Source organism: Streptomyces sp. NPDC002104, from assembly GCF_053593795.1.
Window position 1 is genome coordinate 165,350 of the sequence record NZ_JBSFDF010000009.1, and the last position, 16,546, is coordinate 181,895.

At 71.5% G+C, this 16,546-nt stretch carries 13 protein-coding genes and 1 tRNA gene; 7 read left to right on the top strand and 7 right to left on the bottom strand.

Annotated features, from left to right (window positions below; all coding sequences use genetic code 11):
- Window positions 1-12: 12 nt before the first annotated feature.
- From ACWCP2_RS11330 to ACWCP2_RS11350, 5 genes are all read right to left on the bottom strand, one after another.
- Window positions 13-660, bottom strand: coding sequence for a response regulator transcription factor (locus tag ACWCP2_RS11330; RefSeq protein WP_450908375.1), 648 nt, complete (start codon window positions 658-660; stop codon window positions 13-15).
- A 19-nt stretch (window positions 661-679) separates the two neighbouring features.
- Entirely contained in the window at window positions 680-2,386 is a 1,707-nt protein-coding gene (locus tag ACWCP2_RS11335; protein WP_450908341.1) for a sensor histidine kinase, read from the bottom strand.
- 164 nt (window positions 2,387-2,550) lie between these two features.
- On the bottom strand, window positions 2,551-3,042 hold the full coding sequence (locus ACWCP2_RS11340) for a hypothetical protein (RefSeq protein ID WP_450908342.1): 492 nt from the start codon (window positions 3,040-3,042) through the stop codon (window positions 2,551-2,553).
- Window positions 3,039-5,231, bottom strand: coding sequence for an MMPL family transporter (locus ACWCP2_RS11345; protein WP_450908343.1), 2,193 nt, complete (start codon window positions 5,229-5,231; stop codon window positions 3,039-3,041). Before ACWCP2_RS11345 ends, ACWCP2_RS11340 begins: the two co-directional genes overlap by 4 nt.
- Before the next feature lie 163 nt (window positions 5,232-5,394).
- On the bottom strand, window positions 5,395-6,069 hold the full coding sequence (locus ACWCP2_RS11350; RefSeq protein ID WP_450908344.1) for a DedA family protein: 675 nt from the start codon (window positions 6,067-6,069) through the stop codon (window positions 5,395-5,397).
- Between the two features lie 131 nt (window positions 6,070-6,200).
- Here ACWCP2_RS11350 and ACWCP2_RS11355 point away from each other — a divergent pair, with 131 nt between their 5' ends.
- A complete protein-coding gene (locus ACWCP2_RS11355) occupies window positions 6,201-6,845 on the top strand; it encodes a class I SAM-dependent methyltransferase (protein WP_450908345.1) in 645 nt (214 codons plus the stop codon).
- Here the strand turns inward: ACWCP2_RS11355 and ACWCP2_RS11360 are convergent.
- A complete protein-coding gene (locus ACWCP2_RS11360; RefSeq protein ID WP_450908346.1) occupies window positions 6,833-7,552 on the bottom strand; it encodes a MerR family transcriptional regulator in 720 nt (239 codons plus the stop codon). The two genes, ACWCP2_RS11355 and ACWCP2_RS11360, sit on opposite strands and share 13 nt — an antisense overlap.
- A 420-nt stretch (window positions 7,553-7,972) precedes the next feature.
- Window positions 7,973-8,055 (bottom strand) — tRNA-Leu (locus tag ACWCP2_RS11365).
- A 293-nt stretch (window positions 8,056-8,348) separates the two neighbouring features.
- On the opposite strand from ACWCP2_RS11365, the gene ACWCP2_RS11370 reads away from it, so the two are divergent.
- The 6 genes from ACWCP2_RS11370 to pknB all read left to right on the top strand — a co-directional run bounded on the left by ACWCP2_RS11370 (window position 8,349) and on the right by pknB (window position 16,535).
- Window positions 8,349-9,203, top strand: coding sequence for an FhaA domain-containing protein (locus ACWCP2_RS11370; RefSeq protein WP_450908347.1), 855 nt, complete (start codon window positions 8,349-8,351; stop codon window positions 9,201-9,203).
- Between the two features lie 10 nt (window positions 9,204-9,213).
- Window positions 9,214-9,720 carry an FHA domain-containing protein FhaB/FipA gene (locus ACWCP2_RS11375; RefSeq protein WP_450908348.1) on the top strand — a complete coding sequence of 169 codons (507 nt, stop codon included), beginning with the start codon at window positions 9,214-9,216 and terminating at the stop codon, window positions 9,718-9,720.
- 144 nt (window positions 9,721-9,864) lie between these two features.
- Window positions 9,865-11,340, top strand: coding sequence for a PP2C family protein-serine/threonine phosphatase (locus ACWCP2_RS11380; RefSeq protein ID WP_450908349.1), 1,476 nt, complete (start codon window positions 9,865-9,867; stop codon window positions 11,338-11,340).
- Between the two features lie 31 nt (window positions 11,341-11,371).
- On the top strand, window positions 11,372-12,808 hold the full coding sequence (locus tag ACWCP2_RS11385; RefSeq protein WP_450908350.1) for an FtsW/RodA/SpoVE family cell cycle protein: 1,437 nt from the start codon (window positions 11,372-11,374) through the stop codon (window positions 12,806-12,808).
- Entirely contained in the window at window positions 12,805-14,280 is a 1,476-nt protein-coding gene (locus ACWCP2_RS11390) for a peptidoglycan D,D-transpeptidase FtsI family protein (RefSeq protein ID WP_450908351.1), read from the top strand. The genes ACWCP2_RS11385 and ACWCP2_RS11390 overlap by 4 nt, the downstream gene beginning before the upstream one ends.
- Window positions 14,281-14,504: 224 nt before the next feature.
- Window positions 14,505-16,535, top strand: a complete 2,031-nt coding sequence (gene pknB, locus ACWCP2_RS11395; protein ID WP_450908352.1) for a Stk1 family PASTA domain-containing Ser/Thr kinase — start codon at window positions 14,505-14,507, stop codon at window positions 16,533-16,535.
- The last annotated feature ends 11 nt before the right edge of the window (window positions 16,536-16,546 follow it).

Below are 16,546 nucleotides of genomic sequence, written 5' to 3' on the forward strand. Positions count from 1 at the left end.
GCCCGACCGTATCTACAGGCCGGCGTCCCTGGCCAGCAGGGCCGCCTGTACGCGGTTCTCGCATTCCAGTTTCGCCAGGATCCGGCTCACGTACGTCTTCACCGTGGCCTCGCTCATGTGCAGCCGGCGCCCCGCGTCCGCGTTCGACAGGCCCTCCCCGAGCAGCGCGAGCACCCCGCGCTCGCGCTCGCTCAGTTCGGCCACCCGGCGCCGCGCCTGCTCCTCGCGGCCGGCCGCCCGGCCCGACGCGAGCTGGTCCACCACGTGCCGGGTCGCCGCCGGGGACAGGTACGCGTCCCCCGCCGCTGCCGCCCGTACGGCTCCGATGAGTTCACCGGGCGCCGAGTCCTTCAGCAGGAACCCGGCGCCGCCGCCGCTCAGGGCCCGCAGCACGTTCTCCTTCTCCCCGAAGGTGGTCAGGATCAGCACCCGCACCTCGGGCACCGCCCGCCCGAGCTCGGCCAGTGCCGTCAGCCCGTCCATCACTGGCATCTGGAGGTCCAGCAGCACCACGTCCGGGGCGTGCGCCCGGGCCCGTTCCACCGCCTCCCGGCCGTTCGCCGCCTCGGCGACGACCTCGATGTCCGCCGCCGAGGTCAGGATCATCCTGATCCCGGCCCGGATCAGCGGTTCGTCGTCAGCGATCACCACGCGGATCACCTTGGCTGTCACCCCTGCCCTACTGCTTGGCCTGGTAGGCCTGCTTGTCGACGAGCTTGCCGTCCTTGAAGCAGAACCGGAAAACGCTGTCGCTGCCCAAGTCGTTGTTGTCGTCCGCGAGCAGGGCGACACAGGTGGCGCCCGGCGGACGCGGCGGCCCCTTCCGGTCGAGCCCCTCGGTCAGGATGCTGTCCCCGCTCGGCAGCCGCGACCGTACCGTGCTCTCCGGCTCGCCCACCTGGATGCCGTCGTAGTCCTCCTTGCTGATCGTCGCGTCGCTCACCGAGCCGATGAGCAGGGCCACCGCGGCCCCGATCACGATCAGCAGCACCACCAGGGCCGCGACCGCGATCCCGCATCCCAGCGCCACTCCCCCGGACCTGCTGCCCCCGCTCAGCAGCTTCCGGTCGATCACGGCCCAGTCCAGCGGCTCCTGGCCGCCGCCCAGCCGGGTGCGCAACTGCTGTCCGAAGTCGTCGGCGACCGGGCCCGCGCCGGTCTCCTCGGCGCCGGCGACCTCGGCCCCGGCCGGCTCGGTCCCGTACGGGAGCACCCCGGCCACCCGGAACCCGCCGCCCTCCACGGCCCCCGCGTAGACCATGCCGCCGACCAGCCGGGCCCGTTCGCGCAGCCCGGTCAGCCCCTGGCCGCCGGACACCACCTCGCCTGCGCCCGGACCGGCCGCCGGGCCGTTGGCGATCTCCACCACCAGGGAGTCGTCCTCGTAGCGCAGTTCCACCGTGATGGGCGCGCCCGGTGCGTGCTTGTAGGCGTTGGTCAGCGCCTCCTGCGCGATCCGGTACGCCGCGTGGTCGCACGCCGCGACCAGCGGCCGGGGCTGCCCCGCCGTGGTGAGCCGTACGTCCGTCCCCGCGCTCCGCGCCGACTCCACGATCCCGGCGATGCCCGCCACCCCGCGGGCCGCGGGCTGCGCCTCCTCGACGGGCAGCGGAGCCTCCACCCCGTCCCGCAGGATGCCGACGACCTCGCGCAGCTCGTGCATGGCGGCGACCGAAGCCTGCCGCAGGACGCCCACCGCCTCGCGCTGGCGGTCCGTCAGGACGGGATCGACCTCCAGCGCGCCGGTGTGCACCGAGATCAGCGCGAGCTGGTGGCCGAGGCTGTCGTGCATGTCCTGGGCGATGCGCTGGCGTTCGCGCAGCCGGGCCTGGCCGGCGACCATCGCCCGCTCGCGCAGCAACTGGGCGTTGCGGTCCTGGAGGGCGCGCAGCAGTGTGCTGCGCTGGGACCAGTAGCGGCTGGCCAGACCGGGCATGACCACCATGGCCAGGAACATCAGCGTGCTGAAGACGACGATCAGCAGCGGCCGCCCCAGCGTGCCCTCCTTGACGATGGAGAGGACGATCATCGCGACGAAGGCGGTGGTGAAGGCGCCGAGCGCCCGTCCGACGCCGCCGATCCGCCGCCCCGCCGACCAGCCGAGCGGGATCGCCACGAGGAAGGCCCCGGGCAGGTAGACGCCCACCGCCGAGCCGGCCACCAGCGTGAACACCGGCAGCCGGCGCCGCAGCAGGGTCAGCGCCACCACGGCCGCGGCGCTGGCCAGCATCCGCGCCGCGGAGCCCTTGTCGAGCTCCTCGACCCCCAGCCCGATCAGCGCGAGCACACCGGCCAGCGCCAGGTCCCCCGCCAGCATCCGCCGGGTCCAGGGCTCGGGCCCCTTCACCCAGTCCCATCCCGCACGCACCCTCGCCGTCGCATCCACCCGCCCGACCCTAGACACCGCGCCACCACCGGGCCGCTCTCTTTGGTCGCGTCCCCCCGCGACGAAAGTCTCCCGGCGCAGTCCGCACCGGGGTCCGCACCCGGGTCCGGGGCCGGGGCCGGCCCCGGATCCGGTGCGTGCCACCGCGGGCCGCCGAGCACCCGTCAGGTGCGCATGCGCTCCCGCCGGCTCCGCCGGGAGACGGCGAGCGCGGCCAGGGCCGGTACCCAGCCCGTCACCACGCCGAAGAGCCCCGCGTGCGCGGCCTCCGCGAGCGCGGCCCACACACCGGCCGCCCCCCAGCCGCCCCGCGGCAGTGCCAGGAGCCCGGTGGCGGCGGCGAGTCCGGCCGCGGAGTGCGCCCAGGTCCGTACGAAGGAGGGGGCGCCGGCCCACCCGACGAAGACCCCGGCCAGCGAGACCAGGAGCACGGGCGGCCCCGCGGTCACCCCCCAGGACAGCGGAATCCCGGGCAGGCCGCCGCCCAGGGGCGCGGACCAGCTCCCCCAGTCCCCCGACAGGGCCGCCACGACCGCGGTGACACAGGCGGCGACGGCGCCGGCGTGCTGCACCCGGTCCGCCCCCGGCTCCCCGGTCCCCTCCGCGGTCGCGGGGCGCCCGGACGCGGACGCTCCGGCGGGCCGGGCGTCGGTCACCGCCCGGCCTCGGCGGCGTACGCGGTGCCCGCCCGCGCGGGCCCCGTACGCGCCGCCCCGGCCCCGGACTCCCGGAATCCGTGGCGGGACCACCAGCGGGCCAGCGGGGCCGGCGCCCACCACGCCCACCTGCCCATCAGGGCCATGGTGGCGGGCACGAGCAGACCCCGGACCACGGTCGCGTCGACGACCACCGCGATCACCAGGCCGACCCCGATCATCTTCATGAACAGGATGGACGAGGTCGTGAAACCGCCGACCACGACGACGAGCAGCAGCGCGGCACTGGTGATGATCTTCCCGGTGCGCTGGAGCCCGACGGCCATCGACTCGACCGGGTCACCACTGGCCTCCCACTCCTCGCGGACCCGGGAGAGCAGGAAGACCTCGTAGTCCATGGCCAGTCCGAAGGCGATCGCCACGATGAGCACGGGGAAGTTGGCGTCCACCGCACCGATGGGTTCGAAGCCCAGCAGCCCGGACAGGTGCCCGTCCTGGAAGATCCACTTGATGGCGCCGAAGGTGGCCAGGAGCGACAGCAGGTTGAGGATCACGGACTTCAGCGGGAGCAGCAGCGAACCGAAGGCCAGGAAGAGCACCAGGAAGGACACGACCGCCACGAACAGGGCCATCCACGGCAGGCGTCCGCCGATCATGCCGACGATGTCCACGCGGGAGGCCGGCATTCCGGTCACCAGGGTCTTCGCGCCCGGCGGCGCGGCGGTGTCCCGGACCCCGTGCACCAGGTCCACGGCCGCGCGGGACATCGGGTCCGGCGCGTACCGCACCGTCACCCGCGCGTCGTGGCCCGCGAAGCCCGTGGGCGTCGCGGACGTCACTCCCCCGACCCGCTCCAGCCGGTCCGCGTACGCCGCTACGGCGCTCCGGTCGGCCGGGCCGTCGAAGCGGACGACCGAGGTCATGATCCGGCCGGGGTCGGTGTCGAAGCCGGCGGCCAGGGCCCTGCTGACGACCTTGGCGTCCCCGCTCGACGGCAGCACCCACTCGCCCGGCCGGGCCCAGTTGACGCCGAGCAGCGGCGCGCCGAGGCCGGCCAGGACGGCGACGATCGCCAGCGAGGACAGCAGGGGCCGGCGCATGACCGCGTGCGCGGTGCGGTACCAGCGGCCCCGCGTCAGCGGCTTCGCCGCACCGCCCCAGCCGCCCCGGCCACCCCGGCCACCCCGGCCGCCCCGGCCGCCCGGCAGTGGGACCCGCCACGCGTCGATGCGGTGTCCCGTGAAGCGCAGCAGGGCGGGGAGCAGCGTCAGCGAGCCGACGACCGCGAAGCAGACCACGGCGACGGCCGCGTAGCCCATGGAGGACAGGAACCGCGAAGGGAAGAGGGCCAGCCCCGCGAAGGAGATCGCCACGGCGAGCCCGGAGAAGGCGACGGTGCGCCCGGCCGTGGCCGTCGCGCGCCGGACCGCGGTGTCCACGTCCGCGCCGGCGTGCAGTTCCTCGCGGAAGCGGTTGACCAGGAAGAGCGCGTAGTCGATGGCCAGACCCAGACCCAGGATCGTGATGACGTTGACGACGGTGCCGGAGATCTCGGTGAACATCGTCAGCACGCGCAGCACCACGAAGGAGCCCAGGGCCACGAAGGTGCCGACGGCCAGGGGCAGCAGCGCGGCGACCGCGCTGCGGAAGATCAGCACCAGCAGGACGAGCAGGACCGGGATCGAGAGCATCTCGGCCCGGGCGATGTCCGAGCCGGTCAGGGCATTGACCTGCTCGGTCATCGCGGCCACGCCGCCGAAGCGGGCGGTGACCCCCTCGGCCCCGAACTCCTCCTCGAGCCGCGTCAGCGCCTCGACCTGGTGCTGGTCGTCGTCGGCGGCGAACTGCACGGTCGCGTACGTGCGGGTGCGGTCCCGCGACACGTAGGCGTCAGCGCCCTGGGCGCCGGGGTCCCAGAAGGAGCTCAGCCGTGCGACGCCCTCGCGCGGGACCCCGTCCAGCGCCGAGCGGACGGCGCCGCCGAACTCCTCGACGGTGCGGCCGGCGGTCTTCGACTCGTAGAGGACGATCAGATCGTTCGACTCGCGCCCCAGCGGGCCTTCGAGCACCTTGTCGGCCTCGACCGACTCACTGGCCGGATCGTCGAATCCGGCACCACCGGTGAACGAGCCGAAGACGCCGGTACCCCACACCCCGGCGAACAGCGTGAAGACGAACGCCGCGATCACGACCCACGTGCGACGCCGCGCGGTGAATGATCCGATGGCGGCAAACAATGTGATCCCCCTGGCTGTTGGTATCGCTTTTTCTCGGATCTGCTGAATTGGGCCCGAACCCGCGCGGGTTCGGTTCACGGCTCTTCCGGTGCGGGCCATTGCGCGACATGCGCATTCAGATGGTTCGCTCCCCCGCTTTCGGTCCGTTCCCGACCGCGGCCCGCACGGGAAGCGCCGGCCGAGTGGTCCGCGTGCCGCGCCGCCGCACGAGCGAGGCGGCCGCTCCGACGACCAGCGAGAGCCCGAGGCCGATGGCGAGCGAGTGCACCGGGTCCTCGCTGATCGCGCCGCCGAAATAGCCCACCCCCACCGAGTACGCGGTCCAGATCAGCTCCGCGAGCGCGGCCCCGGAGGCGAACGCGCCGAGGGGGAGTCCGGCGGCGCCCGCCGCCAGCCCGCCCAGCAGCCGTCCGCTCGGCAGGAAGCGTGCGCCGACGACGAAGGGGATCCCGCGCCGGCGCACCTGCCCGGACATCCACGCGAACAGCTCTCCGCGCCGCCCGCGCCCCACGGCTCCCGGGCGTGCCCGGTCCTCCAGGAGCCGGCCGCAGCGGTGCAGCAGCAGGTCACCGAGGAGCGCGCTGCCGGCGACCGACAGCACGACCAGGACGATCGACATCTCCCCGCGCGCCGCGAGCACCCCGCTGGTGACCAGCAGCACGCCGTTCGGCAGCAGTGGCGGCAGGGTCGTCAGCGCCAGGATCGCGTAGGCCCAGCAGGCCGCGCCCGACAGGTTCCCCGTCAGCCCGGAGGCGACGTCGCCCCAGGTCACGAGCGTGTTGATGTCCACGGCTCCCCCTCCGTCCGTTCGCCCCCGACGCCGGTCCGCCGGCGGACGACGGCGCCCGAGCCGTACTGTAACTTAAACTATCGATAGATTCACTATCACTTATCCTCGATCACCACCCCAGGCGGGCCCACATGACCGAAGTGATGCTGTTCCTCAGGGAGTTCGCCCGGACCCGGCGGGAGACGGGAGCCATCGCTCCCAGCAGTCCCTTACTGGCCCGGGCCCTCACCCGCTACGTGATCCCCAGCCCGGGCAGGCCGCGCGCCGTGCTCGAGGTCGGCCCCGGCACGGGCGCCGTGACCCGGCACATCCAGCCGTCGCTGGGCCCCCTCGACACCCTCGAACTGATCGAGCCGAACCCCCGGTTCGCCGGCCTGCTGCGGGATTCCTACCGGAACGACGCACGCGTAGGCCTGCTGCCGGGCCTGGTCCAGGACCATCGGCTGGGCGCGTACGACACGATCGTGTGCGGCCTGCCCTTCGCGAACTTCGAGGCCGCGGTCGTCGAGGGCATCCTCGGACAGCTCCTGGGCGCCCTGAACCCGGGCGGCACCCTGTCCTTCTTCGCGTACGCCGGAGTCCCGCCCCTGCGCCGGGCCCTCACCTCGGGCGGGACGCGCGAACGCACGCTGGGCACCCAGGCGGTACTGGAACGGACCCTGCGGCGCCACCGGTTCCGCACCGAGACCGTGCTGTGGAACGTACCGCCCGCCCACGTGCACCACCTGGCCCTGGCGGCACCCGCACCCGCGCCCGCGCTCGCCTACAGCGCCTGATCCCCCACCGGCGCGGGCTCAGCCACAGGCGCGGGCTCAGCCATCGGCGCCGGCTCAGCCACCGGCGGCCGGCCCTCCGCCCGGACGGACACGCGTGCGGAGGCGTCCTCCTGAGCGATGCGACGCAGGGCCGACATGGCCGCGTCGCCGAGGAGGGTGCCGAGGACGACGCCCTCCACCTTGCCGTCCGTACCGGGAATCCGGCCGAGCACGGCCAGTTCGGCGCCGGCCAGGCGTCCGGCCACGGCCGCGTACTCGTCGAGCAGGGTCAGCAGATCGCCCCGGCCCAGGTCGCGGTAGGTCACGACGATCTGGACCAGCGCCTTCCAGCCCGGGTTCTCGGGCTTGACCGCCCAGCCCTGGGCCCGCACCAGCTCCTCGACGGCGGCCTCGGCGCCCGCCCAGTCGCCTTCCGGATCCGGGTCGGCCACGGCGCGGGTGACCGCGGACTGGGCGACGCCGAGCATTCCGTGGACCGTGCGGTGGGGCGAGTCGACCGCGCCGAGCACCTCGCGGACGGCCGCGATCGACAGACCGCCGACCTCGAGCATCGCCCGGATCAGCCGGAGCCGGTGCGCGTGCGCCTCGGAGTAGCTCACCTGGTTGGGACTCGTCCGCTCGCCGGACGGCAACAGCCCTTCCCGGGTGTAGTACTTGACGGTCGCCACCGAAATTCCGGTACTCCGCGCCAGCTCTCCGATCCGCATTGCGCCAGCGTACTGCGCTTCCCCTCCGCCTTTACCCCCCCGTCCACGACCTGCCCGCGTCCGCCGCGGCCGCGCATCGTCCGGCTTTTATCGGTCTCGAATTCCCGCACCCCGGGCTCGATCCGCACCCGAACTCCCCTCCTGAAATCCGAGGCACCACCGAAAAAATCAGGCATGCCCACAGAAGCGGCCCCGGTACTTCCCCCGAAGCCCGGACACCGACCGACACCGGGCCCCGGACCACCACGGCCGGCCCCGAGCCGTCCGGCCCGCGAGCCGGCCCGACGGTGCGACCGCCCGAGACCCTCGTCACGCCCGCGTGCGCACCCCGGACACGCTCCAGCCGCCCCCAGCCGCCCGCCGGGCACGACGAAAGAGCCCCCGCTCCGGATTTCTCCGGAGCGGGGGCTCTTCACTCTGTGCGCGAGGGGGGATTTGAACCCCCACGTCCCGAAGGACACTGGCACCTGAAGCCAGCGCGTCTGCCGTTCCGCCACTCGCGCAAAGTGACTACCAGCGGTTCTTCCCTTGCGGGCCGTTCCCCTGGCGACATCGGAACATTAGCACGTCGGAGGGGCTGGATTCACATCGCTTTTCGTGCTCTCCCGACGCCGGCCGACGACCGCCCCTCCCGCACTCGGCCGCCGGTGCGGGACACTGTCCTCGGGCCACCCCTACGATCGCTTGTGAGGACCAACACTCATGCGCACGTGACCGATGGGGAACCACCCGAATCCGCCATGCGTGGATACGATCAGTAAGCAGTACAGGGCGACAACGACGGAGGAGGTGCCCCATGGGAGTCCTGAAGCGGTTCGAGCAGCGACTCGAAGGTCTGGTGAACGGCACCTTCGCCAAGGTGTTCAAGTCCGAGGTCCAGCCGGTGGAGATCGCGGGCGCCCTCCAGCGCGAGTGCGACAACAACGCCACCATCTGGAACCGCGAGCGGACCGTTGTCCCCAACGACTTCATCGTGGAGCTGAGCACGGGCGACTACGAGCGCCTGAGCCCCTACTCGGGCCAGCTCGGCGACGAGCTCGCGGGCCTCGTCCGCGACTACGCCAAGCAGCAGCGCTACAGCTTCATGGGCCCCATCAAGGTCCAGCTGGAGAAGGCCGACGACCTGGACACCGGGCTCTACCGGGTCCGCAGCCGCACGCTCGCCTCCAGCACCTCCCAGTCTCCCGGCCAGCCCGGTCAGGGCCAGGGACAGGGCCACCAGGCCCCCCCGGCCCAGCCCGGCGGCTACGGGTACCCCCCGGCCTCCGCGCCGCCCATGCCCGCGGGTCCGCCCCCGGGCGGCCCCGGCGCACGCAGGCCGGGTCCCGGCGGCCCGGGCGGACCGGCCCCGGTACCCACCGGAGGCGCCGTGCGGCGCCACTGGATCGAGATCAACGGCACCCGCCACCAGATCTCGCGCCCTACGCTCGTACTCGGCCGAAGCACCGAAGCCGACGTGCGGATCGACGATCCCGGCGTATCGCGCCGGCACTGTGAGATCCGGACCGGAACGCCCTCGACGATCCAGGATCTCGGGTCCACCAACGGCATCGTGGTGGACGGGCAGCACACCACCCGCGCTACGCTCCGCGACGGTTCACGGATCGTCGTGGGCAGCACCACCATCATTTACCGGCAAGCCGAAGGGTGAAGCGGGGGCAATGTCAGAGCTGACCCTGACGGTCATGCGGTTGGGTTTCCTGGCCGTTCTGTGGCTGTTCGTCATCGTGGCCGTCCAGGTCATCCGCAGCGATCTCTTCGGTACGAGAGTCACGCAGCGCGGTTCCCGACGCGGCGGGGGCGCTTCCGGCGCCCCGGCCGCCCAGCAGGGCCGCCAGAGCGCGGCCCCACCGCAGCAACGCCAGCGCCGCGGTGCGCCGACCAAACTCGTCGTCTCCGAGGGCACCCTCACGGGCACCACGGTGGCCCTCTCCGGCCAGACGATCACCCTGGGCCGCGCCCACGACTCCACGATCGTGCTGGACGACGACTACGCGTCCAGCCGGCATGCCAGGATCTACCCCGACCGTGACGGCCAGTGGATCGTCGAGGATCTCGGGTCCACCAACGGCACGTATCTCGACCGGACCCGGCTGACCACCCCGACGCCCATTCCGCCGGGCGCCCCGATCCGCATCGGCAAGACCGTCATCGAGCTGCGGAAGTAGTACGAGAATGAGCGAGCGGAGCGAGCGAGCCGCAGCGGTCCGTCCCACCGGGGACACGGACCCGAGCGCGCTCCAGGCCGGAGGGTGGGCAGTGTGGCTCAAGACCGTTTGTACCCCGAGGCAGCGTCGACAGGGCAGGTGCGCATGAGTCTGTCCCTGCGGTTCGCCGCCGGATCGCACAAGGGCATGATCCGCGAGGGCAACGAGGACTCCGGCTACGCCGGCCCCCGTCTCCTCGCGATCGCCGACGGCATGGGCGGCCAGGCCGCCGGTGAAGTCGCCAGCTCCGAGGTGATCTCCGCCCTCGTCCAGCTCGACGACGACGTCCCGGGCTCCGACATGCTCACCGCGCTCAGTACCGCGGTGCAGCGCGCCAACGACCAGCTGCGCGTGATGGTCGAGGAGGACCCCCAGCTCGAAGGCATGGGCACCACGCTCACCGCCCTGCTGTGGACGGGCCAGCGCCTCGGCCTGGTCCACGTCGGCGACTCCCGCGCCTACCTGCTCCGCGACGGCGTCCTCACGCAGATCACCCAGGACCACACCTGGGTGCAGCGTCTCGTCGACGAGGGCCGGATCACCGAAGAGGAAGCCACCACCCACCCGCAGCGCTCCCTGCTGATGAGAGCCCTGGGCAGCGGCGACATCGTCGAGCCCGACCTCTCCATCCGCGAGGTCCGGGTCGGCGACCGCTACCTGATCTGTTCCGACGGACTCTCCGGCGTGGTCTCCCACCAGACCCTGGAGGAGACCCTCGCCGACTACCACGGCCCCCGTGAAACCGTGGCCTCGCTCATCCAGCTCGCACTGCGCGGCGGCGGCCCCGACAACATCACCTGCATCGTGGCCGACGTCCTCGACACCGACAGCAACGACACCCTGGCCGCCCAGGTCAACGACACCCCGGTCGTCGTCGGCGCGGTCGCCGAGAACCAGCACCACCAGCTCTTCGACGGCGGCAACGCCATGCAGACCCCCGCCGGCCGCGCCTCCGGGCTCGGCCGCCAGAGCCCCCCGCCCGCCGGCGCCTTCGGCCCTCCCGGCAGCGGTGAGGGCCCGGGTTACGGCGGCTACGGCGCCCAGGGACAGGGCGGCGGAGCCGACGCGTACGGCAGCTTCGGCGACGCCGACCCGTACGACGGGGACTCCGGGTACGAGGACACGTACGACCACCCCCACAGGCGCCGCGGCAAAGGCCGCAAGTGGACCACGCGCACGCTCACGCTGCTCGTCGTCCTCGGTGTCATCGGCGGCGGACTGTACGCGGGCTACCGCTGGACCCAGACGCAGTTCTACGTCGGGGCCAAGGACGATCACGTGGCGCTCTTCCGCGGGATCAGCCAGAAGCTGGGCCCGCTGGAGCTCTCCAAGGTGGAGACCGACCGCCCCGACATCGAACTGAAGTACCTGCCGCCCTTCAAGCGCAAGCAGGTCCAGGACACGATCAACGAGAGCAGCCTCGACGGCGCCCGTACGAAGATCGACGAACTCGGTACCCAGGCCTCCGCGTGCAAGAAGGACGAGGAGCGCCGTGCCGCCGAGGCGGCGGGCAACCAGACACCCGGCCCCGTCCTGACTGCCGCCGAGCAGCAGGTCGCCGGCCAGTGCGAGAAGCAGTAGACATACGCGGGCACAGGGGGCCCGCCACACCATGAGCGTTGTCACCAACACGACCACCATCGGCGCCATCGAGCTGCCGAGCCGGCGGAACACCGAGCTCCTGCTGCTCGTCTTCGCCGTGGTCATCACGATGTTCGCCTACGCCAACACCGGCCTGGCGATCGACGGCAAGCTGCCCCCGGGCATGCTCACCTACGGGCTCGGCCTCGGCGTCCTGGCGGGCATCGCCCACTTCGTCGTACGGCGCTACGCCAAGTACGCCGACCCGCTGCTGCTGCCGATCGCCACGCTCCTCAACGGACTGGGCCTCGTCCTGATCTGGCGCCTCGACCAGTCCGAGCGCCTGCAGAACCTGGCGAAGCGGTCCTTCGGCGCCTTCACCGAGTCCGCGCCCCGGCAGATGATGTACACGGCGATGGCCATCGCCCTGTTCGCCGGCGTCCTGGTGCTCCTCAAGGACCACCGCGTGCTCCAGCGGTACACGTACATCTCCATGGCCGCCTCCTTGGTGCTGCTCCTGCTGCCCCTCGTCCCCGGCCTCGGCGCGAACGTCTTCGGCGCCAAGATCTGGATCCGCGTCGCCGGGTTCTCCATCCAGCCCGGAGAGTTCGCGAAGATCGTCCTCGCGGTGTTCTTCGCCGGCTACCTGATGGTCAAGCGCGACGCCCTGGCCCTGGCCTCCCGCCGGTTCATGGGCCTCTACCTGCCGCGCGGCCGCGACCTCGGCCCGATCCTGGCGATCTGGGCCGTGAGCCTGCTCATCCTGATCTTCGAGAACGACCTCGGCTCCTCGCTGCTGTTCTTCGGCATGTTCGTGATCATGCTGTACGTGGCCACCGAGCGGACCAGCTGGATCGTCATCGGCCTGCTGATGTCGGTCGGCGGCGCCGTCGTGGTCGCCGGCTTCTCCAGCCACGTCGGAGCCCGCATCAGCGCCTGGCAGGACCCCTTCGGCTGCTGGGCGAAGGGCGGCGTCGACGCCGGAGCCTGCGAGCAGATCGCCCAGTCGATCATGAGCTTCGGCTCCGGCGGAGTCCTCGGCACCGGATGGGGCCAGGGCAACTCCGACCTCATCGGCTTCGCCGCCAACTCCGACTTCATCTTCGGCACCGTCGGCGAGGAACTCGGGCTCACCGGCGCCATGGCCTTCCTGCTGCTCTACGGCCTGATCATCGAGCGCGGCGTGCGCACCGCGCTCGCCGCCCGCGACCCCTTCGGCAAGCTCTTCGCGATCGGCCTCTCCGGCGCCTTCGCGCTCCAGGTCTTCGTGGTCGCCGGCGGAGTCATGGGCCTCATCCCCCTGACCGGCATGACCATGCCCTTCCTCGCGTCCGGCGGCTCGTCCGTCCTCGCGAACTGGATCCTCATCGCCGTCCTCATCCGGATCAGCGACACCGCACGCCGCCCTGCCCCGGCCCCGGCACCGTCCCCCGACTCCGAGATGACCCAGGTGGTCCGTCCGTCATGAACAAGCCCCTGCGCCGCATCTCGATCTTCTGCGGGCTGCTCGTCCTGGCACTGCTCGCGCGGACCAACTGGCTCCAGTACGTCAAGGCCGAGGAACTGAGCACCCGCAAGGAGAACCGCCGGGTCCAGATCGCCCAGTACGCCACCGAACGCGGCAACATCATCGTCGAGGGCAAGCCGGTCACCGGGTCCGTCGTCACCGACGGCAGCGACTACAAGTACAAGCGGACCTACCTCAACGGTCCCCTCTGGGCTCCCGTGACCGGCTACGCCTCACAGGCCTTCGGCTCCACCCAGCTCGAATCCCTCGAGGACGGCATCCTCACCGGCAACGACGACCGGCTCTTCTTCGACCGCACCATCGGCATGTTCACCGGCGAGAAGAAGCAGGGCGGCAACGTCGTCACGACGCTGAACTCCGCCGCGCAGGAGGCCGCCTTCAAGCAGCTCGGCGACAAGAAGGGCGCCGTCGCCGCGATCGACCCGCGCACCGGCGCGATCCTCGCCCTCGTCAGCACCCCCTCGTACGACCCGTCCAGCTTCGCCGGCCTGTCGCAGTCCGTCGACGGCAAAGCCTGGAACGAGCTGAAGGACAGCGAGGACAAGAAGCTCGTCAACCGCGCCCTGCGCGAGACCTACCCGCCCGGCTCCACCTTCAAGGTGGTCACCGCCGCCGCGGCCCTGGAGAACGGCGTCGTCACGGACATCAACGCGCCGACCGACACCGAGGACCCGTACATCCTCCCGGGCACCAAGACGCCGATGGTCAACCACGCCCAGAACTGCGGCAAGGCCACGCTCAACTACGCCCTCCAGGTCTCCTGCAACTCCGTCTTCGCCAACATGGGCGACAAGGTGGGGCGGGACAACATGGTGAAGACCGCCGAGAAGTTCGGCTTCAACAACAGCAAGATCGACATCCCGGTCCGCGCCTACCCCAGCGTCTACGACAAGGCGATGACCAAGGACGGCAACGCGCTCAGCTCGATCGGCCAGTTCAACACCGCGGCCACCCCGCTGCAGATGGCCATGGTCACCGCCGCCATCGCCAACAACGGCAAGCTGATGAAGCCGTACATGGTCAGCCAGCTCGAATCCCCGGGCCTCGACATCATCGAGAAGCACGAGCCGGAGGAAATGAGCCGTCCCCTCTCCCCCGAGAACGCGGAGAAGGTCCGGGCGATGATGGTCAACGTCGTCGAGAACCCGAACGGCACCGGCCGCACCGCGCGGATCCCCGGCGTGACCGTCGGCGGCAAGACCGGCACCGCCCAGCACGGCGAGGGCAACAAGAAGCGCCCGTACGCCTGGTTCATCTCCTACGCGCAGAACCCCGACGGCAGCTCGCCGGTCGCCGTCGCCGTCGTCATCGAGGACAGCAGCGCGGACCGCGAGGACATCTCCGGCGCCGGCCTCGCGGCCCCCGTGGCCAAGGCCGTCATGCAGGCCGTCCTCAAGAGCAACAAGCAGTGACGGCAGTGACGGGTGAGGCCGGGCACCACGCGAGGGGCGCCCGGGGCAACTTGACTGTGATCCGGGTCACCATTCCCGCCCGGATCCGAGCGTAGGGTACCGGTCCGGTATCAGCCTGTGGTCACGAACCGATCACCGGCGATCGGCCGGTAGCCTTTGCGCGAACAGCACACCGCCGGACCACACACGGGTGCGGTCGGGACTGACGGAGAGGGCTGCACGTTATGGAAGAGCCGCGTCGCCTCGGCGGCCGGTACGAGCTGAGCCACGTGCTCGGCCGTGGTGGCATGGCCGAGGTCTACCTCGCCCACGACACCCGGCTCGGCCGTACCGTCGCCGTCAAGACCCTGCGCGCCGACCTCGCCCGCGACCCGTCCTTCCAGGCCCGGTTCCGGCGCGAGGCCCAGTCGGCCGCATCGCTCAACCACCCGGCGATCGTCGCCGTGTACGACACCGGCGAAGACTACGTCGACAACATCTCCATCCCGTACATCGTGATGGAGTACGTCGACGGCTCGACCCTGCGCGAACTCCTGCACTCCGGCCGCAAGCTGCTGCCCGAGCGCACCCTGGAGATGTGCATCGGCATCCTCCAGGCGCTGGAGTACTCGCACCGCGCCGGCATCGTGCACCGCGACATCAAGCCCGCCAACGTGATGCTGACCCGCTCCGGCCAGGTCAAGGTCATGGACTTCGGCATCGCCCGCGCCATGGGCGACTCCGGCATGACCATGACGCAGACCGCCGCCGTCATCGGCACCGCCCAGTACCTCTCCCCGGAGCAGGCCAGGGGCGAGCAGGTCGACGCGCGCTCCGACCTCTACTCGGCCGGCTGCCTGCTGTACGAGCTCCTCGCCGTCCGGCCGCCGTTCATCGGCGACTCCCCGGTCGCCGTCGCCTACCAGCACGTACGGGAAGAGCCGCAGCCCCCGTCGAACTTCGACTCCGAGATCACGCCCGAGATGGACGCGATCGTCCTCAAGGCACTGGTCAAGGACGCCGACTACCGCTACCAGTCGGCCGACGAGATGCGCGCCGACATCGAGGCCTGCCTCGACGGCCAGCCCGTCGCCGCCACCGCCTCCATGGGCGCCGCCGGCTACGGCTACCCCGACCAGGGCCACGGCTACGGACACCAGGGCTACGACCAGCCCACCACCGCCCTGCGCACCGCCGACCCGAACCAGACCTCCATGCTCCCGCCGATGCCCGCGGGCGACGGCGGCTACGGAGGCCCCGGATACCCGGACCAGGGCGGCTACGACCAGGGCGGCCGCGGCCGGCGCCCGCAGAAGAAGAGCAAGGCCTCCACGATCCTGCTGGTCACCGCCGGCATCCTCGTCCTGGTCGGCGCGATCCTCATCGGACGCTCCCTCTTCAGCAGCACCGCCGACAACCGCCCCGAGGTCCCCAAGCTCATCGGCGAGACCTTCGAAGCGGCCAAGGCGAACGGCACCAACGTCGGCATCCTCGTCGAACAGGACGGGGACATGCCCTGCGACGCCGCCCCCAAGGGCAGCGTCTGCGAGCAGTCCGTGCCCGAGGGCACCAAGGTCGACAAGAACTCCGTCGTCAAGGTGAAGATCTCCACGGGCGCGCCCAAGGTCCTCGTACCGAACGTCATCAGGCTGGCGATCGCCGACGCGGAGAAGGCGCTTCAGGACAAGGGCTTCCAGATCGACAAGAAGACGGTCGAGTCCGATCAGCCCGCCGGCACCGTCATCGAGCAGACCCCCAAGAGCGGCGAGGCCGAGCGGGGCTCGACGATCTCGCTGACGGTGGCCAAGGAATTCTCCAAGGTGACCGTCCCCGACCTCACCGGCAAGAACCAGGCCGACGCCTCGAAGGCCCTGCAGGCCCTCAAGCTCAAGCTCGGCAGCGTCACCGAGGTCGACGCGGCCCCGGGCACGGCCCCCAAGACGGTCGTCAGCCAGGACCCCGGCCCCAACGGCCAGGTCGACGTCGGCTCGTCGGTCAACATCTCGGTCGCCAAGCCGGTCCAGCAGCTCACGGTCCCCAACCTGGTCGGCCGGACCATCAACCAGGCCCGGGCCGAGCTCGCCTCCAAGGGCCTGATCTTCGGATCCGTCCTGTCGGGCTCCTCGGACGGCAAGGCGAGGATCCTGAGCACGGACCCGGTCGTCGGCAGCCCCGTGGAACCCAACGCGGTGATCAACGTGAACACGGTCCCCGAGAACGAACAGAACGGCGGCAACAACAACGGCGGCGGCTTCTTCGGAGGCCTCGGCAACTAGCCACCCACCCC

Excerpts from the sequence above, each read along its gene's own strand:
- ACWCP2_RS11355 (WP_450908345.1), top strand. The coding sequence starts at position 6,201 with ATGACCGAAGTGATGCTGTTCCTCAGGGAGTTCGCCCGGACCCGGCGG.
- ACWCP2_RS11360 (WP_450908346.1), bottom strand. The coding sequence starts at position 7,552 with ATGCGGATCGGAGAGCTGGCGCGGAGTACCGGAATTTCGGTGGCGACC.
- ACWCP2_RS11370 (WP_450908347.1), top strand. The coding sequence starts at position 8,349 with ATGGGAGTCCTGAAGCGGTTCGAGCAGCGACTCGAAGGTCTGGTGAAC.
- ACWCP2_RS11375 (WP_450908348.1), top strand. The coding sequence starts at position 9,214 with ATGTCAGAGCTGACCCTGACGGTCATGCGGTTGGGTTTCCTGGCCGTT.
- ACWCP2_RS11380 (WP_450908349.1), top strand. The coding sequence starts at position 9,865 with ATGAGTCTGTCCCTGCGGTTCGCCGCCGGATCGCACAAGGGCATGATC.
- ACWCP2_RS11385 (WP_450908350.1), top strand. The coding sequence starts at position 11,372 with ATGAGCGTTGTCACCAACACGACCACCATCGGCGCCATCGAGCTGCCG.
- ACWCP2_RS11390 (WP_450908351.1), top strand. The coding sequence starts at position 12,805 with ATGAACAAGCCCCTGCGCCGCATCTCGATCTTCTGCGGGCTGCTCGTC.
- pknB (WP_450908352.1), top strand. The coding sequence starts at position 14,505 with ATGGAAGAGCCGCGTCGCCTCGGCGGCCGGTACGAGCTGAGCCACGTG.